The 19,152-nt window shown below is 34.8% G+C and carries 17 protein-coding genes; 9 read left to right on the plus strand and 8 right to left on the minus strand.

Translation table 11 applies throughout. From position 1 onward, the window contains the following. The first annotated feature begins 104 nt into the window (after positions 1–104). Complete coding sequence (locus ACHZEU_RS12440) at positions 105–1,382, plus strand: hypothetical protein (protein WP_048390733.1); 1,278 nt, start codon at positions 105–107, stop codon at positions 1,380–1,382. A 184-nt stretch (positions 1,383–1,566) separates the two neighbouring features. On the opposite strand, the gene ACHZEU_RS12445 is transcribed toward ACHZEU_RS12440, so the two are convergent. From ACHZEU_RS12445 to ACHZEU_RS12455, 3 genes are all read right to left on the minus strand, one after another. Beyond that, positions 1,567–3,489 carry an AraC family transcriptional regulator gene (locus ACHZEU_RS12445; protein WP_048390735.1) on the minus strand — a complete coding sequence of 641 codons (1,923 nt, stop codon included), beginning with the start codon at positions 3,487–3,489 and terminating at the stop codon, positions 1,567–1,569. A 178-nt stretch (positions 3,490–3,667) separates the two neighbouring features. Further along, positions 3,668–4,612 carry an ABC transporter substrate-binding protein gene (locus ACHZEU_RS12450; protein WP_048390736.1) on the minus strand — a complete coding sequence of 315 codons (945 nt, stop codon included), beginning with the start codon at positions 4,610–4,612 and terminating at the stop codon, positions 3,668–3,670. A gap of 101 nt (positions 4,613–4,713) precedes the next feature. After that, positions 4,714–6,096, minus strand: coding sequence for an ABC transporter substrate-binding protein (locus ACHZEU_RS12455; RefSeq protein WP_404803455.1), 1,383 nt, complete (start codon positions 6,094–6,096; stop codon positions 4,714–4,716). A 282-nt stretch (positions 6,097–6,378) separates the two neighbouring features. Between ACHZEU_RS12455 and ACHZEU_RS12460 the strand changes: the two genes are divergently transcribed. After that, on the plus strand, positions 6,379–7,335 hold the full coding sequence (locus ACHZEU_RS12460; protein ID WP_404803456.1) for an ABC transporter substrate-binding protein: 957 nt from the start codon (positions 6,379–6,381) through the stop codon (positions 7,333–7,335). A gap of 38 nt (positions 7,336–7,373) precedes the next feature. On the opposite strand, the gene ACHZEU_RS12465 is transcribed toward ACHZEU_RS12460, so the two are convergent. Both ACHZEU_RS12465 and ACHZEU_RS12470 read right to left on the minus strand, forming a co-directional pair. Then, complete coding sequence (locus tag ACHZEU_RS12465) at positions 7,374–7,493, minus strand: helix-turn-helix domain-containing protein (RefSeq protein ID WP_231595570.1); 120 nt, start codon at positions 7,491–7,493, stop codon at positions 7,374–7,376. Between the two features lie 316 nt (positions 7,494–7,809). Further along, a complete protein-coding gene (locus ACHZEU_RS12470) occupies positions 7,810–7,992 on the minus strand; it encodes a hypothetical protein (RefSeq protein WP_279493664.1) in 183 nt (60 codons plus the stop codon). 328 nt (positions 7,993–8,320) lie between these two features. Here ACHZEU_RS12470 and ACHZEU_RS12475 point away from each other — a divergent pair, with 328 nt between their 5' ends. The 5 genes from ACHZEU_RS12475 to ACHZEU_RS12495 all read left to right on the plus strand — a co-directional run bounded on the left by ACHZEU_RS12475 (position 8,321) and on the right by ACHZEU_RS12495 (position 14,067). Next, entirely contained in the window at positions 8,321–9,277 is a 957-nt protein-coding gene (locus ACHZEU_RS12475) for an ABC transporter substrate-binding protein (protein ID WP_279493663.1), read from the plus strand. Between the two features lie 97 nt (positions 9,278–9,374). Continuing rightward, positions 9,375–11,009 (plus strand): helix-turn-helix domain-containing protein, encoded by a 1,635-nt coding sequence (locus tag ACHZEU_RS12480; protein WP_279493662.1) that lies wholly within the window; start codon positions 9,375–9,377, stop codon positions 11,007–11,009. 32 nt (positions 11,010–11,041) lie between these two features. Continuing rightward, complete coding sequence (locus ACHZEU_RS12485) at positions 11,042–12,226, plus strand: helix-turn-helix domain-containing protein (protein WP_279493660.1); 1,185 nt, start codon at positions 11,042–11,044, stop codon at positions 12,224–12,226. Between the two features lie 45 nt (positions 12,227–12,271). Further along, a complete protein-coding gene (locus ACHZEU_RS12490) occupies positions 12,272–13,270 on the plus strand; it encodes an ABC transporter substrate-binding protein (protein WP_279493659.1) in 999 nt (332 codons plus the stop codon). Further along, on the plus strand, positions 13,267–14,067 hold the full coding sequence (locus ACHZEU_RS12495; protein ID WP_341715384.1) for an alpha/beta hydrolase-fold protein: 801 nt from the start codon (positions 13,267–13,269) through the stop codon (positions 14,065–14,067). The genes ACHZEU_RS12490 and ACHZEU_RS12495 overlap by 4 nt, the downstream gene beginning before the upstream one ends. Before the next feature lie 49 nt (positions 14,068–14,116). Here ACHZEU_RS12495 and ACHZEU_RS12500 read toward each other — a convergent pair whose 3' ends face one another. From ACHZEU_RS12500 to ACHZEU_RS12510, 3 genes are all read right to left on the minus strand, one after another. Beyond that, the gene (locus ACHZEU_RS12500; protein WP_279493656.1) at positions 14,117–14,257 is read right to left on the minus strand and encodes a hypothetical protein; all 141 of its coding nucleotides are present in this window, start codon (positions 14,255–14,257) and stop codon (positions 14,117–14,119) included. A 251-nt stretch (positions 14,258–14,508) separates the two neighbouring features. Further along, a complete protein-coding gene (locus ACHZEU_RS12505) occupies positions 14,509–16,509 on the minus strand; it encodes an ABC transporter permease (RefSeq protein WP_279493654.1) in 2,001 nt (666 codons plus the stop codon). Further along, a complete protein-coding gene (locus ACHZEU_RS12510; RefSeq protein WP_009373595.1) occupies positions 16,496–17,263 on the minus strand; it encodes an ABC transporter ATP-binding protein in 768 nt (255 codons plus the stop codon). Before ACHZEU_RS12510 ends, ACHZEU_RS12505 begins: the two co-directional genes overlap by 14 nt. Before the next feature lie 199 nt (positions 17,264–17,462). On the opposite strand from ACHZEU_RS12510, the gene ACHZEU_RS12515 reads away from it, so the two are divergent. Together ACHZEU_RS12515 and ACHZEU_RS12520 are read left to right on the plus strand one after the other, a co-directional pair. Further along, positions 17,463–18,125, plus strand: a complete 663-nt coding sequence (locus tag ACHZEU_RS12515) for a response regulator transcription factor (RefSeq protein ID WP_004233853.1) — start codon at positions 17,463–17,465, stop codon at positions 18,123–18,125. After that, positions 18,122–19,147 (plus strand): sensor histidine kinase, encoded by a 1,026-nt coding sequence (locus ACHZEU_RS12520; RefSeq protein WP_279493652.1) that lies wholly within the window; start codon positions 18,122–18,124, stop codon positions 19,145–19,147. The genes ACHZEU_RS12515 and ACHZEU_RS12520 overlap by 4 nt, the downstream gene beginning before the upstream one ends. The last annotated feature ends 5 nt before the right edge of the window (positions 19,148–19,152 follow it).

Consider the following 19,152-nt stretch of genomic DNA (forward strand, 5'->3'; position numbering starts at 1 on the left):
ATACAAAAAAGATTCTAGACTATGTTAAGATTAAATCAACACCATATATTGTATATATTCCCTTCAATTAACCAAGAACATTAAACACAGGAGGTTTCTACATTATGAAAAATAAAAAAAAATTAGTATTACTGTCTTTAGTGGCAGTACCCTCCCTTCTTTACAGCGCACCAGCATCGGCTACCGAAATTTCAAAGCCAGCCTACATACTTGCTAGCTACAATGCTAACGTGGCAAATGTTGTACAACTAATTAACAACATTAACAATACAACTGCTACTTTCCAAACAAATTTAGAGGCAGCTTTGAAGGCTTACAATGCTTTAACGGAAACAGAAAAACAGTATGTTACGAACTACTCCACATTGTCAGCACATCAGCAGACAAGAATTGCTTATCGTAAGCTTGCAGCACAAATTGAAGAGAAATTGTATTCTGTGGATTCTACGTCCTCTAATTATTATCAAAATGTTATTGAAACAAAAGATTGGTATAATACCCTGAATGCAGCGCAAAAAACCTTTGTAAGTGCATCTGCGCAAAAAATTCTAACTTCCTATATCGCGCCAAATACATCTGTTGACAAGGTGGTTAATAAAATTCAATTGATTAATTCATCTCGTCTCTCGTTCCATAAAGATGTAGCCAATGCCCGAGCAGAGCTTAATGCATTACGTAGGTTTTCAAATATTTCTTTACCTGTAGGTATCGAGCAACAATTACTTGATGCAGAACAGCTGGTTGTAAAGGATAAGGCAGCAGCTAAAGAAGTTGAAAACGCTATTGCAGCTTTATCACCAAAAACATCGACAGCTCAGGATGTGCAGGCAGTCAAAACTTCTTTTGAAGCATTAACACCTGTTCAACAGCAACTCGTCCCAAATGTATGGACTTTAGTGGATTTTGTACAAGGAAAACACACACTTCCTACAAAAGATAACATCCCTAAAACACCTGTTTTATCTGATGCAGCAGCTGTCCCAGGGAAAACTACAGCTATGACAAAAAATAAAAATATCTATAAAGCCAAAATTAATGTAGCCGCATCAGAAAATGACACGGAACGTTTTATTCTAACAACAAAAGACAAAATGACCATTATCATTCCTCCACTTTATACACTTGTCAATGAAGATGAAGGGGTGATGGACATTCAAGTTACAAAAAGGGGCAATCGCATTACACTTATAGCAACATTAAACAAGGAACCAGTAACTTTTGATGCTAATATGGAAATCATTATAGAAGGCTTACCAGCCAATTCTTCCTTCAATCGCTCAAATGGTTTTGGCAAGCAAGTTCCAGCTGACTTTATCATCAGTGGAAATCGTCATATTATCCAAACTACTACTCCTGGCACGTTCCAAATCATAAGAAATTAAATTAAAGCACTAAAGAAACAATGTTGGTTTCTTTAGTGCTTTCTTTTTGGAAAATAATCTCTATTATTACAAGTGCACTTCGAAGTCAAATAATCAAATTTATCTCATCGTAAATAAAAATATAACCGCTCCATAAATGTTATGTATCAATAAACATTTATGAGGTAAACCATTCTTTTTTAACTTATTTAGTTGTAGCAACTAGTTGATCCACAATGAAATCTAGCTGTTTTGATAATGAATAAATGTCGTTGTAGTAACAAAAACCAAAATCCATTTCGATAAGCCTTCCTTCTTTAATGGCAGGAATGTTAGCCCAAACTGGATGATCTGTTAAATCTACCATTCCTTCATAAGATGAGCGGAACACATAATCTCCTGCATAATTTGTTAATACTTCTAATGAAACATCGATTGCCTCATTGGTGTTGTTTTTATCATCTATTTTCTTTTGAATAATATCTGGTGCTTTTATTCCTAAATACTCATAAATAGCTTGAGAACCACGTCCAAAGGTATAACTTGTTACAACAGACATTTTTCCTTTGCCGCCTTCCATAATACTAACCGTTCTATCTGAAATACCTGCCTCTTCTAGCTTCTCTTGGCTATCCTCTACTTTTGTATAGAAATTAGCTAAAAGCTCTTTTGCTTCTTTCTCTTTCCCTAGTACTTCACCAATCTTTGTTAAACGTTCATCTAGAGAGGTTGAGAAATCGATCATGACAGTAGGTGCAATTTTCTCCATTTGATCGTAAAGCTCATTCTTACTTGGGATAATGATGACATCAGGTTTTAATTGGATTACTGCCTCGACATTTGGTTCAAACCATTCACCTAAACTTTCAACTGTTTTTAATTCTTCCTCAAATGCTGCTCCCTCTTGTATTTTAGAAGAACCCACTGGTGTCACATCAAATGCTAGTACATCACCTGTATAATACATCACCACTACTCGCTCAGGGTTAACAGGTATTTCTACGTCTCCTTTCATAGTAGAGACAGTTTTTGTTTGTGATTCGCTTACTGTTTGAGTGGTAGAGGCTTGTTTTTCCCCGCCCTGTGTACTGGTTGATGCCCCACTACTGCAAGCACTTAATAAAAGCGTCAGACATAGAAAGAGTGTTGTAAAAGCTGATAATCCTCTTTTATTCATTGGTTCATACTTCCTTTCATTATATTGATAACCATTCTCAATATAATCTTGGAAGCTCCAATCGACAATGGAGTATCTTTCAGACATTGAAGGACTATCTTTTATCAGATCACTTACTTTTTGCTTTTGACGGAATTTTGTAGGAGAAACGCCTACTCTCTTTTTGAAAAGTCTACTAAAATAATAGACATCACTATAGCCCACACCCATAGCGATATCGCGTAAGCTAGCATTTGTCTTCTCAAGCAAAATAGAAGCTTTTTCAATCCGTAGCTGAATTAAATATTCAATCGGGCTGCAACCTAATTGTTGCTTGAATTGAATGGATAAATGAGATGGACTATAGCGCAATGCCTTCGCAATGGATTCTAAGGTCAATGGCTGTGCATAATTTTGCTCTAGGTAGGCTTTAATTTGACTAGAGACATTTAGTTTTTGAATGTCGACACTGTCCTGATCTAACTGCATGAAAATTTCATTTAATAATTGATAGAATAGCGATTTAACAGTAAATTTGCTGAGGCTATTGGCATTTTCCCACTTCTTATACATAAAATATATTTTTTCAAACATTGTAATAGGTGAGTTAGGAACAAGACTGTATTGATAGTTGAAAGGATTATTTGTTTGTAAAGCCCTTGCTATCATTTTATTTAAGGTTAAAGGAATGGAAGCTCGATAAAATATTAAAAAATATTCAAAGCCTTTGTCTGTAGCCATTATTTGTAGTGTGGTGCCCTTTCCACCGTGAATAAGATGAAAGCTCTCTAGTGTATAGTTTATTAAATCGATTTGAACTTCCGCACCACCACCTGTGGCATAAAGAAACATATTTGCAGGCAATTTATATGATTTTCCGATTTCCTCAGGTTTGAATAGCTCATATCTTATATCGAGCACTTTGATCGTTGCGTGATTCCAAAGAAATAGAAACTCCTCTTTTGGTAGCATCCTACATCATTCCTTCCAATTCTTCACTACCTACAAGTTTATTATAATTGATAATCGTTCTCAATATAAACCTGTATAAGCATAGAAAATCACTCAAACAATCCAATGCCTGAGTGATTTTATGGAATTTCATTTAATTTTATTTAGTATGTTGTACTAGCATTTTCAATTATTTAGCTTATTTTTTATTCGTGAGCCAGTTTGTTAATTCCTCTACCTGAGCCAACACGGCTGTTGGGTCATAATACCATGAACGCTCCTCAGGCCAAACATAAAGATGATCATTTTTTACTGCTGGCAAGCTACCCCATATTGGATCTTTCTTAAAATCTTCAACTGTACGATCATCTGAAGTCAAAATAATGTAGTCTCCTGCATAATCTGCCAGCACCTCTTCGGAAATTTCAGCCCACTGCTTTTCCATCATTTCATCTGCTACTTTAGCAGGTGGTTTGCGACCTAGTGCCTGATAGACTGGTTGCCCACCACGTCCAAAATTATCACCATATGCATAATACGTTTTGCCTGCGTCCTCCATAATAGAGAAGCTTGCATCCTTTGGAATAATCGCATCTACCTGTGCTTTGGCATCGGCAATCTTTTGATCATATTGCGCCAGCCAATCCTTAGCTTCTTGCTCTTTGCCAAGCAACTCACCGAAATAAGTAAGTTCTTCGTGCGCATCCTTTAATTCACCATAGGGAATGACAACTGTAGGAGCAATTTTACTTAAAGCATCATAATTTTCCCCATTGCCAGTAATAATCAAGTCAGGTTTGAGCGCGATAATCTTCTCAATCGACGGTTTCCCATAGTCACCGATTTCTTCTACATCTTTTAATGCATCCTTTAAATAATAGTTTTCAAGTGCCAACCCAGGAGCTCCCACAGGTTTCACATCTAATACAAGCAAACTTGCAATATACTCCTCTGCTACAATACGCTGAGGACTAGTCGGAATAACAACCTCACCATTTGTCGTCTGAACAGTTTTTGCCTCTGCTTCTTTTGTATCTTGCACTGTAGTCGGACTAGAATTTTTCTCCTTTTCTCCACAAGCCGTTAACAGAAGTAATATTAAAAGAAATAGTGGCGCTATGAATTTTCTATTTTGTGTCAGCAATTTTTTCCCTCCATACATACCAGTTGATAACCATTCTCACAAATTGTAGAAGATTGTAAAATAACTGTCTATGTATGAAAGTGATTTGTTGCTCTGTATATTTATGATGTTAATACTTCCATTAATTTTTGTAATTGCATAGCTGTAGATAATGGGTCATAGCCATAAAATAATTCATACTGATTCAAAAAGTACACCTGTTTCTTTTGAACCGCTGTAAGTGACTGCCATTTTTCCGAATGTAATACCCTCAAGAGATGCTCTTTTCCAAAATCTTTTGTAGGAAGAGCAGTGACGAATATATAATCAGCTTGAAAATAAGCAATATCTTCAATATCTACTGTTAAGTAACCTGTTTGTTCAATATTTCGTGTGACAATCGCAGCTGGTCGACTAAAGCCCAAATCTTCGTACAGTATATGACTCCCTCTTCCATGACTACTATTTAAACAATATGCTTGATGACTACCTATTTCCCAAACAATAGCAGTCCCTCTTGCTCCATGTTGTTGGTCAAGAATATCGTTACACTGAGCTATCTGTTCATCATATTGCTGGAGCCAGCTCTTACATACTTCTTGTCTATCAACGATATGGGCAATCAACCCAAATTGCTCTCGCCAGCTTAATTCTCTACATGGTAGCTCGAATATAGGAGCTACTGACAGTAATAATGGTTTTTCATCACCACCACTGTAGTTAATAATGATATCAGGACAGGCTGCGGTGATTGCCTGATAATTTGAAGCAATATCATACTCATAGCCTTTCAGTTTATGCGTATTATGGACAGGCTTGATACCCTCTAGAAATGGAGAGTATACACCCAACACCGGCGTAATACCAAGAGCTAGTAAGCATGCTGTATGATTGGTATTGAGTGCAAGGACACGCTTCGATTTCTGATAATAGACTGTTGGTGATACACCTACTTTTTCTTTAAATTTCCGACTTAAATAAGTTCCTTCATTGTAGCCAACTTCCTCGGCAAGCTCATCTAATTTAGGCATTGTAAACAATAGCCTTTTCTGTGATTCTCGTATTCTTAGCCATGTTATATATTCACTATATGTATAGCCTGTGTGCTTATGAAACGTACGAGAAAAATGCTCTGGACTTACTTGTGCTTTTTTGGCCATCTGCTCTCTTGTTAATTCTTCACGGAAATGTAGATGAATACAATGAAGTACTTTATCAATCCATAGTCCTTCTTTTTTTTGATTATTTTCACGTAAAAGGCTGTATAGCACTTCTAGCATTTCACCAAATAATTTTTGTAAACGAAATGGATTATTGCTCTCAGTGTTTGCTTCTTTTTCTACTTCTTTAGCTAATTTCATCAGTCGATAGGAGCATTGCTCAATTAAGATAGAAGCTTGCAATAAACGATCAATTTTGTAGCCATAAACACGATATTGAATGATGATCCCTCTGCTTTCACATGTTTCTAGAAGATGAAAATCGTCAGTATTATCTAAAAGCATAACAGAATTTGAACTAAGCCTAATGTGCCTACCTTGAAGCGTACACTCTATATATCCCTCATATACTATGACCATAAATGGGTAGGTGAATTGTGTTTCTATGTCACTTAACATTTCATTTAATTTCACTATTTGTATAGGTTGATAAAAAATATGGGACAGTAGTTGATTGTCTTTGTACATTTAAACGCTATCTCCTAAACATCAAATTGATATTGATTATCATTTTCATTATAATGAAATAGAATAATAGAAATCAATTGAAATAGGAGGCTTATAGCTTTGAAAAAATTTATAAAAAAGAATGCCTTTTTAACTRGCATTTTAATTATTTCCATCCTTTTGACTGCATGCGGAACTCAATCTTCTTCCACAATAGAGAAGGCAAAGGAAGAAAACTCCAATCGAGTATTAACAGATTCAATAGCACATGAAGTGACCATTCCTAAAAATCCCCAACGCATCATAGCTCCTTATCTAGAAGATCACCTTGTAGCATTAGGTTTAAAGCCCGTTGCACAATGGTCCGTAAAGGGTGGGACTTCTATCCAAGACTATCTCCAGGATTCATTAAAGGATATTCCAACAATTGAATTCGATCTTCCCTATGAAGCTGTGACAAGCTTTAATCCAGATTTTATTGTAATCGGTTCTCCTGAAATTGCTGAAGGTGAAAAATATAAGCAATATAGCAAAATTGCACCTACGTATGTGATGGGAACGGAGGATAATAATTGGCGCAATAAACTATTAAAAATGGGCGAAATTTTTGGTCAAACAGATAAGGCAAAGGAAGTTCTAGCAGATTATGATCAATTCGCTAAAGAAGCAAAAGAAGAAATTCACAACAAAGTCGGGAAGCCTTCAGCCACTGTGATCTGGAATATCAATAATTCAATCTATATGGTCAGTGACACAGCTTCTAGCGGTGTTGTTCTTTATGAGGATCTTGGGTTACAAACGCCAAGCCTTGTGAAAGAGATGTCAGCTTCTGCTGCTGGTGATTGGTCGCAAGTTTCTTTAGAAAAATTCGTTCAAATAGATGCTGACTATCTTTTTGTTATTAACAGTGATAGTGCAGGTAGCTCTGAATTGCTAAGCGATCCTCTGCTAGCTAATATACCTGCCATTAAAAATGGTCATGTTTATGAATTCGAATCAAGTTCGAGCTGGTTATATTCAGGTGCTATAGCCAATCGTCAAATTATTGAAAATGTATTGGATAGCATAGTGAAATAAAAAAAATCCCTTCAGCTTTGTTTAAAAGCTGAAGGGTATTATTGTGATCTGTATCTGATAAAGTCTCGAGGATTCAGCCCATATTTCTCCTTAAAAACCGCAGCAAAATGGCTCGGATTAGAATAGCCAACAGCATTCGCTACTTCCATAACATTCATTGTCCCGCTTTGTAATAAATAACATGCCTTCTCCAAACGTTGTTTTTCTGTATAGAACTTGGTTGCTTAATTGTACAAAACGCTAACAATACGACGATTAGTGTCAAAACCGCGAAAATTAGCCATGCTCCTCTCCAACCTAACTCAGGAAGTTGATAAGCAAGAAAGTACCATCAAACCTGTTAAAAGCATTCCTATCCCGGCTCCACGCATTAACAGTCCCATGACAGTACCTCGTTTCTTAGGATACAGGTTAATGGCTATCGATAGTAGTGGCGTATAGACCAGCACCTGCAAGGAACAGTGTGATGGCAGCCTACCAGAAATTTGCAACAAACACCAGTCCTATTAACCCTAAAATGACACAGGCTCCCCCTGCTAACAGAACATTTTTTGCACTAATGTGTGTTGTAAGTATTCCAGAAATTCCCACTATTAGTAAATAATCTAAAAACAGCATTGTTCCTAAGTAACCAGATTGAGTGGTCGTGAAATTCATTCCCTCCTGCATAAACGGCAATATAACTCCTTATGCCATGCGACCAAACCCCGTAGTTGTAACAATTAATAGCATTCCTGTTATGACAAACATCCAATAATTTTTTATTTTTAACCCCCTTTCATTACACGAATCTTAGTCCAATGAAAAGTCCATTCTCCACCAATGGAAGGATACTTATACGGTAAAACGGATTTTAATTTAAGGTTACAGTTAGATTTTTGGATAAACCTTAATGGCCCTTTTTCATTTTATCCATTGTTCTAGGTCACTGACTAATTTATGCTAGCCTATATCGATAATGATTATCATTTACGGAGGAAGAGACATGAAAAAATTAAAGCGACATATGCTCATTTATAGCTTATTATTACTGGTTAGTATCATACTAGCTGCTTGTGGTTCTACCAATCAAGAAACAAAGAAGGAAGAGACAACAACATCAGCATCAACCACTCGTGTTTATAAGGATTATTTAGGTCATGAGGTTGAAATTCCTGTAGATCCTGAGAGAGTGGTTTATCATGGAGAAGGATTCGGTGATTTACTTGCATTGAATATCAAAACAGTTGGTGCTGGCTTCTCTTGGATTACAAATTACGCTTGGGAAGATCGCGTAAAAGATGTGGAGGACGTTGGTTTTCCTATTAATGTGGAAAAAACATTGTCATTAAAGCCTGATCTTATCATTATTGGTACTTCAGATGAAAAAACATATTCACAGCTTTCTAAAATCGCTCCTACTATCGTGTTTGATACTTTTGCGCCCTTAAACCAACGTTTAACAGAGCTGGGCGATATACTTAATAAAAAAGAAGAAGCAACTCAATGGATGGATGCTTATACAGAAAAAGCGGATAAAATGTGGGAGTCGCTTGTAGCTGATGACATCATTAAACCAGATGAAACGGCATCGGTTTTAACATATTATCCAGGAGATCGATTATTTGTCATGGCACGTGCTGGACTTTCTCAAGTTTTATACGATTCAAATGTGCTTAAGCCTGGCGACAACATACAAAAAATTCTTGATGATGGAACAGGCTTTGCTGAAATCTCCACAGAACTTCTTCCTGAATATGCTGGTGATCGAATTTTCATCCTCACACCAGTCGATGATGAAGCAAAACAATCGACAAAAGAAATGATGGAAAGTCCAATTTGGAAGAACCTACCGGCAGTGAAGAACGGTCATGTCTACACATTTGATATTGAAAAAAGTGATAGCGATGCCTCAACAAGAGAATGGCTGTTATCACAATTACCTACTATGTTAAAAAAATAACTAACAAGAGACATTTCATCTTTGTTGAAATGTCTCTTTACTTTTTATACAATACAGTTAATTGATAATCATTTTCATTTACTAAGGAAGTGAACAGATGGAAGACAATAAATCAGCTTCTATTAACAATGATTTACTATTTCATTTAAAAGATATTGACTGTATTTCGCAGAGCTATCCGTTTATCTCGACTTCTCATCATACGATGATACTTTTTACAAATGGCTGTGGGACATTAACGATTGATGATATACCCTATTTGGTGACGAAAGGAAAAATTTTTCTTGTTCAGCCCCATTCTATGATTGATTTATCGGATATAAATCATGGTTACCGTTTCTATAAAATTGCCTTTTCAGCCTTTCAGCTAAAACATAAGCACCCTTCCCCACATCTAGGATCTATTTTTTCTGATGAAGTGGAATATACAATTTATCCGTATACACGATTAATTCGTCTTAGCGAAAATCTGTATAATTTAAATCCTAAATTGGATTTTCTTAAACAACAAGGAGTCTTGTATGAACTCTTAAATTTATTATTTGAACATCAGCTTCATATGAACTACCAGTTGACAATGACAAAGGCGGTTGAAGAAACTATCGACTATATACATAACTATTTTCAACAGCCTTTAACAGTGAAAAAGCTAGCGGAACTCGCTCGTATAGCTCAATGGCAATATAGTACGATCTTCCAAACCTTAACTGGGAAGAAACCACTTGATTATATTACAGATTTACGTCTTACAAATGCCAAGGAATTATTACTACAAACAAATGAGCCATTAAAAGATATTTCGCAGCAAGTGGGATTTGATGATGAATATTATTTTAATCGCCGCTTCCGACAGGTAATTGGAATACCTCCAAAAGAGTTTGCACGACAATATAAACAAAAAACTGTTGTAAAAGATTGGACAGGACACGAGGTAGCCATTCCTCGTTCACCGCATCGTGTTATTTATCATGGAGAAACGTTTGGGGATATGTTGATTTTTGATGTGCAGCCAATAGGTGGTAACAAAAACTCTATTAGTAAATCCTTCTATAAAAACCATGTTCCTTATATTCAAGATGTTGCCTTTCCAATCAATCTTGAAAAATCTTCGAAGCTGAACCCTGATTTAATTATCTTTACAAATAATGACGAACAGCAATATCAAGCACTATCTTCTATTGCACCAACAGTTACCCTAAATTCCTGGGATTCATTGGAGGAACGCGTTCTTTTATTAGGGCAGTGGCTTAGCCAACAACAGCGTGCAGAAGATTGGCTAGAATATTTTAAAATCCAAGAAAATACTATGTGGCAGCAGCTACAAACAGTGATAGAGCCTGGTGAAACAGCATCTGTTTTGACTTTTGATCATGGCAAACGTCTTTTTATTATGGGCTGTACAGGTCTATCCCCTGCTCTTTTTCATCCAGATGGTTTTCAACCTCACCCACAAGTCAAAAAGCTACTTCAAGCAGGCGAAGGGTATAGAGAAATACCAATAGATCACTTACCTCAGTATGCTGGTGACCGTATCTTTATGTTGTTATCTGATAAACCCGAATCGCAAATGGCTACGATGGAATTGATTAATAGCGATATTTGGAAAGGACTCCCTGCTGTACAAACTAACCATGCTTATTTAGTGGATGCAACAAAGTGGAATTATGGAGATGCCTTTACAAGAGAGAAGTTACTCGGTGCATTACCAAAACTATTGGTTACTGCCAAGTAATTCTCATACTTATAATAAGGGGTGACATTTATATGGAAAAGGGAAGTATAACAGATACGACAACTCAAATATCATTAAAGGATATTCGAGATTATATTGCTAAAAACCATCATCAACCTCTCACGATTAAGCATCTAGCACTCATTTCGGGTCTGAGTTCCAGTTACTTTGGAGAGGCATTTAAAAAGGCATTCGGTCAAAGTGCCACAGATTATTTAACGGCGCTACGTATCGGACATGCCAAGCAATTACTGCGTGATACCGATTTATTACTTCGTGAGATTGCTAGAAAAGTAGGTTACAGTGACGAATTTTATTTTAGCCGAAAATTTAAAAAAGAAGTTGGGATTTCACCTTCTGCTTATAGTGAGATGGCTCGCCAGCGTATTTCTACTTTTTCCGTCTCCGCTACTGGAAATTTATTAGCGCTTGGTATCATACCAGTTGCGGCTCCGCTGAATGCTAAATGGAGTCCTTATTATTACAATCATTATCAAGAGAAAATTCCCGTGCATGTTAATATATTTGATACAGAATCAGAGGATAACTTCAAAAAATTAGCCTCCGCTAAGCCAGATATTCATATTTTTCAAGAGGAACCCTCCCTCTCCATGCTTAATTGGCTTCAAACTATTGGCATCAAAAGTGTCTTTATACAAGCGAAGGATTGGCGAACACAGCTGAGAGAAATAGCTGTAGCTGTTAAAAAGCAAAGCGTAGGTGAGCACTTCATTCAAACATATGAACAAAAGGTATTACAGGCGAGATTAGAAATTAATCAAGTTGCTGAAAATGATACGTTTGCTGTTCTTCGTTTATGCGGTGATCAATTATTTATGTATTGTAATAAAGGGATTCAGGATGTACTGTATACAGATTTACAGCTTCGCTCTGTCGATACTCACCAACAAACATATAATGAGCATATTACACTTGATCAGCTAGTAAATATAGACCCTGACCGTTTGCTATTTATCATTTGTCCCGATTCACCAACCCGAAATTATTGGCTTACTCTACAATACCTTGATCGTTGGAAAGAGCTCCGTGCTGTAAAAAATGGACATGTCTATGTTTTACCTTCGAATCCTTGGTTCGAATACTCAGCTATTGCTATAAACCGAATGCTAGATGAAATGTTACTTATGCTAACCGGAAAAAATCCAAATCCTTTTCCTGTCCCCGTCCATGGTAACGTATCAGACAGTGATTTATAATTCCATTTGAGAATGATTATCACTGGAAGGAGACTTTGATGAACAATGAAACAAAATTGTCCTATTCAATGTCATACAATTATAAAATCTGCCTATTTATCAGCGATGTTTTTGCTAACTATCGGCATACTTTCCGCCTGCAATACCCAATCAAGCAATAAAGTGGAACAGGTAGAAACGCAGGCATCCTCAGAAAGTACAAAGGAGCAAAGTATTTATCCGTTAACACTAAAAGATGAGGTTGGTAATGAGGTAACACTACCAGCTAAGCCTACTAAAATTTTTGCACCTGTCATGGAGGATTCATTACTAGCTCTTGGTATCAAGCCTACTATGCAATGGTCTAATGGTGTTAAGCCACAGCTTTATTTACAAGATCAGCTACAGGGTATACCAGAAATTAGCTTTGCAAGCGGTCCCCCATCAGCCGAAGCCATTATAGCAGATAAACCAGACTTAATTATTTTGCACAATTCATTTTATATGGAAAATGGCACCTATGAAAAATATGCAAAAATCGCACCAACCTATGTTTTTAATAATGCTGCAAGTGATTTAGAAGGCTCTATTAAAGTTTTAGGGCAACTACTTGATGAAACAGACAAGGCTGAGCAAGCCTTACAGGATTATCAAGAAAAAGTAGATGTAGCAAAAACAAAGCTATCCTCTATAACAGAGGGTAAAAAAATTGCTTTAATTCGCTTTAATGCAAAAGGTATGTTTTTCATGACGGATGAGTATTTTAGTGGGTATGTCTTAACACATGAATTAGGATTTGAACAAAGCAGCTACGTGAAAAATGGTGCCTTCGAAGTATCATTGGAGATTCTACCTGAACTGGATGCCGATTATATTTTCCTAATCAATGATGGTAATCTTGGGGATGAATTTTTAAATGAGTTGAAGAACAGTAAAATTTGGCAAAGTACAGCAGCCTTCAAAAACAATCAAGTATTTGAGACATCTGAGGATTACTGGCTAAATGGCGGTATTCATGCTCAAGGAAAAGTGATAGAAGATGTATTGGAGTTTTTAGCGCCATGATAACAATGACAAAGAAACCTTATACATCAGAAAACTACTTTGAAGTTGCCATGACATCTCGTCAACAGCTAGATTATCGCATTTTAATTGCAAGCCCAACAGATGAACCACCAGCAGATGGTTATACTGTCATCTACGCCTTAGATGGGGACGCCCTTTTTCCAACACTTGCAGAGGCAGTGAAATTACAAACACGTAAACCAAAAGGCTATGATCCTATTCTTGTTATTGGCATCGGTTATCCCTCAAAGGAACCTTTTGATATGGAGCGACGCTGTCTCGATTTTACACTACCTGTTACCAAAGAACATCTGCCACCACGTCCAGATGGAACGCCTTGGCCTCCAAACGGCAAAGCTAATGATTTCTTAGATTTTATTGAACATGAGCTTATGCCTGCTATAGCACAGGAATGGCCTATCAATAAAAAGAAGCAAGCGATTGTTGGTCATTCCTTAGGCGGTCTTTTCACACTATATGCTTTATGTGCAAAACCTCACTTATTCAGTCACATTGTAGCTGGCAGTCCTTCTGTTTGGTGGGCTGACAATGCAGTACTAAAAGTAATAGACAGATGTTTTGATGATTGGAACGGTCAGCATGCTATTAATCTCTTACTCACAATCGGTGCTAACGAGTTGCCAGATATGTTAGAGGGAGCTGATCTAGCGGCTGAACGACTGAAGCATTTAAGCGACCAAAACATTCATACTAATTATGTGAAGTTTGATGAGGAGGACCATGTGAGTGTCCTACCTTGTTTGCTCGGCCGGCTTCCCCGGTTTTTGGATACGTAGTAGAAAAAACCCAAGTGGTAATCATTCCACTTGGGCATTTTTATAACATTTACTTCTCTTTCTCCAAAAGTTCCTTAAGCATGCTAGCGATTTCTTCAACTTGTGATTCTACAGCAATTGGATCATAAGGCCAGAAACGCTCTGGGTTTAAGTTGAATACGCTATTATTTTTAACTGCTTCAATTGTCAATTGTAAAATTGTGAGGAACAAGTCATGTTAGTTCTAAGATCATTTAACCAAGAATAATGCTTTTTTAAACTAAATACCTTATTAATTTTTCGCATTCTTTATTTTCTTTTTACGGATAACCTTGAATAAAATGGTTACGATTATTATGATCATTATAAAACTTAAATACGGGATCCACCATTTAATAGTTTCAACTATTCCCTCCGATAATCCAAAACCCATTAGAAATTCAGTCATATTATCTACTCCTTTTATTTAAGTCTATTGTCTAAAATTACCTGTTTTGCACTCTGATAAGTTGCAATGAAATATATTACATATAGCAACAAAATAATACCAAAGCTTAAAAACATATTCTGTTTGATAGAGACTTCAAAAAATGGTTCTAATTTTTCTAATACAACCTTAGTAGTAAAGATTGATATGAAACTAGCTATAATTAAAGGTGAAATAAAATAAAATCCAATTTGTCTAAATAACAACCTATTAATCATTTTTTTATCTGCACCAATTTTCGATAATGTCAGGTATCTTTCTTTGTTATCCTGGGTTTCTGTTAATTGCTGTAATGCTAGTATGGATAACGTGACAATCATTAAAATTATTCCTAAGTAACTGCTAATAAAAGCTATTACTCCAAATACGCCAAAGTAAGTGTCTTGTATCACACTCTTAGTTACATAATAAATCTTTCCATCAAGAGATTTTTCAACCCATTTATTATTCATTATTTTATAGACCGTGCCCTCTATTTCTTGAGAGGGAAAAACACCATTCAATAAGAAACTATCAGGATTCATATAATTTTTCATATTGTCTGGAACAACCACTGTTCCTACATCATTTTCCCTGGTTGAATTTGTTAAGTAAGTAATATTGCCAAATATTTTTTTGTTTGCAGGAGTGAGCTCCTTATCACCAATTCTTATTTTTCCTTCTTTATTTAAGAAATATTGAATATGTTTATTAAAGGGTTCATAGTTTGCATTAATAATGAATTTATTTTCTCCTAACTGAATTCCCTCTTCTCCAGATAGTTCCAATATTTTATTGTAATCTGTTTCAGTTATTAAAGTAACTTGTGACATAAGTATCTCTTGTTCTAAATCAGATAGTTTTACTTGTTGCTCTTTAAACAATTCTCCATAAGTTAAATCTGCATTAAACAACATTATCTCTACATAACTTTTAAGATTTTCTTTAAGTGGAATGCCATCTTGTTTTGCTGTTTCTAAAAGATTTTTGTTATCCTCATATGGTTTTACAATTGTTAAGTCAAATGGGGTTGCCGTGGTAACTTGTTTATTCATAGAACTTGTAACACTAAATCCTGTACCTAGAACAACTAGTGAAGCTATCAGTAATGCACTTAAGATACTTATTACTAGAAAATTGATTTGCATTTTACTTCCGAATTGTCGAAACAAAAATGAATTTAGTTCTTTAAAATACAGCTTTTTGTTTCTTTTAGCCAAGAACACCATCACACTGGAAATGGTATAATAAAACAAAATAATACCAACACCAAGAAGCGAGACTATCACAGTTAAATAATTCTTATCAAGTCCTAATTTCATTAACAATAGTATTCCAGTAGTTATTAAAGTAATTGCTAATAAAAAAAGGCTACTTGTCGCCCATTTGTTATAGACCTTTAACTCTTGATTTTTACGATTCGCAGTTAATAAATCGATAAGTTTAATGTTCATAATATTACGAGTATTAAAAAGTGCTACTATAATATAAATAATTGAAAAACTTATAATAGTTTCTTTTATAGCTTCTTTTGATAACAACAATTTATATCCTACTGCATCACCTACAAACATTTTTAAAGCTAATATCGAAATAACTTGTGACATTAAAAATCCTAGCCCAAGGCCTATAATTAAAGCAAATAACCCTACCAAAAAGGTCTCACCTACAAAAATAAAGGATATCCGCCATTTACTCATCCCTAATGTCATATAAATACCCATTTCTTTTTTTCTTCGCTTCATTATGAATTGATTGGCATATATGATGAGAAAAGCAAAAACAATTGCAATAAACCTTGTTAAAAGTCCAATATACGTAACTAATGCATCCCCAAAAATCTCCATAGAATAATTTAAATCATTTAAAGCTGGTTGTGATGATACTGAATTAAATGCATAAAATAGGCTGACACCTAAAACAAGAGTTAGAAAATAAATAGCATAATCTTTAATACTTCTGCCTACATTTTTATATATCAATTTAAAACTCATCATTGATATTTCCTCCTAGTAGTGCAACAACCTCCATTATTCGATTAAAGAAAGTTTTACGATCATCTTTTCCTCGTATTAGTTCATTAAAAATTTCTCCATCCTTTAGAAAAATAATCCTTCTGCAATAACTAGCATTATAAGGATCATGAGTAACCATCAAAGTTGTGGCATCTTGTTGCTGATTTAATATTTCTAAATTTTTCAGCAACATTTTAGCAGATTTACTATCAAGAGCCCCTGTTGGCTCATCGGCTAATAATAATGTAGGCCTTGTAACAATGGCTCTCGCTGCCGCAATTCTCTGCTGTTGTCCTCCTGACATTTGATATGGGTATTTGTACAATACTTCCTTTATATCCAAAGCGGCTGCAACTCTATCGACTTCATGTTCAATTTCATTCACTGGATAATTAATTATAGATAATGCCAAAGAAACATTTTCAAAAGCAGTTAGTGTATCTAGTAAATTATATTCTTGAAATATAAAACCTAACTTCTCACTTCTAAATTTTGATAATTTATGGCCCTTTAATTTTGTGACATCTTCGCCATCTATAAATACATGACCAGCAGTAGCAGTATCAATGGTTGAAATACAATTAAGTAAAGTCGATTTACCACTTCCACTTGGTCCCATAATTGCTATAAAATCGCCTTTTTGCACTTCAAATGAAATGTTTTTTAATGCATGGGTTACATTACCCTTATTACCATACACCTTTTCAATATTTTCAACTTTTAATATTGTATTCACTTCCCAATTTCACTCCTTTTATGGATGACTTATCCTTTTACTACCATAATATTACCATTTAATGAATTAACAAAAAATCGATTATTGTATCATAATATTACCGTTTTGTAAGTTTACTTACTATGCACTATAATATAATGAAAAGGTATAAATTATGGAAATAAAACCATTCATTGGTTCGATTAAGGGGAGATTAAAAATGAAAATATTCATTATCGAGGATGATCCAATTATCAGAAAGGAACTTTTTGATTTTCTAGAGAGATATGGGTATGAATGCATAAGTGGCGACGATTTCACAAAAATTGTAGAAGATGCTCTACAAAGCATGCCGCATTTAATTATTTTAGATCTTAACCTTCCTTTTCAAGACGGTTTTCAAGTGTGTCGTGAAATTCGGAAAGTGTCTTCTGTGCCCATTATTATAGTAACTAGCCGTGACACTTCCTTTGACGAACTATTAAGTCTTCAAATAGGAGCAGATGACTTTATTACAAAACCATATGATTTACAAATCCTTTTAGCTCATATTCAATCCGTTTTAAAGAGAACTTACGAAATTTCCAAAAGTGCTATCCTTTCTTATAAAGATTTAACACTGGAAATATTAAAGAGCAAAGCTATTTATAATAATATAGAAATAGAACTTACAAAGAATGAATTATGCATTCTTAGATTATTGATGATGAATAAAGGAAACGTAGTTTCTAGAGATGAAATAATGAATGAGCTTTGGCAAAACGGAGATTTTGTTGATGAAAATACCTTAAATGTTAATATATCGAGGTTAAGGCGCAAATTGGAATCGATCGGTTTAAAAAAATATTTATTAACGAAGAGAGGACAGGGTTATCAGTTATGAGTTTAATTGAATTTTTTAAGGAAAAACAGTTAGCAATACTTTTTCATTTACTATCTTTGCTAATTATCTCTAGTGTCCTCTACTTGTATAATGAAAATGGAAGTTTAGTAATAGTAATAGATTTAATTCTTCTATTCTTCTTTTTCACACCAATTATAGTTAAATACTATCAATTAAGTAAATATTATAATGAAATAAAAAATATTTCAAAACAAATCAAAGAAAAAACATACATCGCAGATATTGTAGAGGAACCCCCTTTTTTTTCAGGGAAATTCTTCTACAACATCTTAAATGAAGCAACAAAATACATGAATGATTGTATGTTCTCTTTGAAAAACTCTCAACGTGATTATACCGACTACATTGAACTTTGGGTGCATGAAATAAAAACACCAATCACTGCACTAAAGTTAATTTTAAGTAACCATAAGACACCTGAAAACATACTTATTCAAGAAGAACTATTAAAAATAGAAGGTTATGTTGAACAAGCTCTATACTATGCAAGAAGTAGTACTTTAACTCAAGATTATAGAATAGAAACATTTACACTTGATAAGGCTGTAAATTTAGCTATTAAATCATTATCTCTAAGTATTATTCGTGCCAATGGTAGCATATATAAGGATAACCTTGATTTGAAAGTCACATCTGATTCAAAATGGATTATTTTTATTTTAAAGCAATTAATAGATAATGCTATCAAATATCGTCATAATCCACTTAAATTATCCTTTATTGCTAAAAAAGTAGAAAACGGTACTTTATTGTTAATATCAGACAATGGTATAGGTATAGCTTCATCTGATATTGAGAGAATTTTTAAACGTGGGTTCACGGGAACCAATGGTAGAAACTATGTTAAATCTACTGGTATGGGTTTGTACCTTTGTGAAACCTTGTGCAAAAAATTAGGGTTACGCATAAGTGTAGATTCTCAAGAAGATACTGGCACTACATTTAAAATATATTTCCCTGATAAACTACGATTATTCCAAGAATCTAAACAAAATATATAGAGTTT

Source organism: Lysinibacillus sp. S1 (assembly GCF_044986265.1).
GTDB lineage: Bacteria > Bacillota > Bacilli > Bacillales_A > Planococcaceae > Lysinibacillus > Lysinibacillus capsici.

What these genes read in the sequence shown, in the direction of transcription:
- ACHZEU_RS12445 (WP_048390735.1), bottom strand. Translation starts at nt 3,489, where the DNA reads ATGCTACCAAAAGAGGAGTTTCTATTTCTTTGGAATCACGCAACGATC.
- ACHZEU_RS12490 (WP_279493659.1), top strand. Translation starts at nt 12,272, where the DNA reads ATGAAACAAAATTGTCCTATTCAATGTCATACAATTATAAAATCTGCC.
- ACHZEU_RS12475 (WP_279493663.1), top strand. Translation starts at nt 8,321, where the DNA reads ATGAAAAAATTAAAGCGACATATGCTCATTTATAGCTTATTATTACTG.
- ACHZEU_RS12520 (WP_279493652.1), top strand. Translation starts at nt 18,122, where the DNA reads ATGAGTTTAATTGAATTTTTTAAGGAAAAACAGTTAGCAATACTTTTT.
- ACHZEU_RS12485 (WP_279493660.1), top strand. Translation starts at nt 11,042, where the DNA reads ATGGAAAAGGGAAGTATAACAGATACGACAACTCAAATATCATTAAAG.
- ACHZEU_RS12470 (WP_279493664.1), bottom strand. Translation starts at nt 7,992, where the DNA reads ATGAATTTCACGACCACTCAATCTGGTTACTTAGGAACAATGCTGTTT.
- ACHZEU_RS12440 (WP_048390733.1), top strand. Translation starts at nt 105, where the DNA reads ATGAAAAATAAAAAAAAATTAGTATTACTGTCTTTAGTGGCAGTACCC.
- ACHZEU_RS12505 (WP_279493654.1), bottom strand. Translation starts at nt 16,509, where the DNA reads ATGATGAGTTTTAAATTGATATATAAAAATGTAGGCAGAAGTATTAAA.
- ACHZEU_RS12495 (WP_341715384.1), top strand. Translation starts at nt 13,267, where the DNA reads ATGATAACAATGACAAAGAAACCTTATACATCAGAAAACTACTTTGAA.
- ACHZEU_RS12515 (WP_004233853.1), top strand. Translation starts at nt 17,463, where the DNA reads ATGAAAATATTCATTATCGAGGATGATCCAATTATCAGAAAGGAACTT.
- ACHZEU_RS12480 (WP_279493662.1), top strand. Translation starts at nt 9,375, where the DNA reads ATGGAAGACAATAAATCAGCTTCTATTAACAATGATTTACTATTTCAT.
- ACHZEU_RS12465 (WP_231595570.1), bottom strand. Translation starts at nt 7,493, where the DNA reads ATGAATGTTATGGAAGTAGCGAATGCTGTTGGCTATTCTAATCCGAGC.
- ACHZEU_RS12455 (WP_404803455.1), bottom strand. Translation starts at nt 6,096, where the DNA reads ATGCTTTTAGATAATACTGACGATTTTCATCTTCTAGAAACATGTGAA.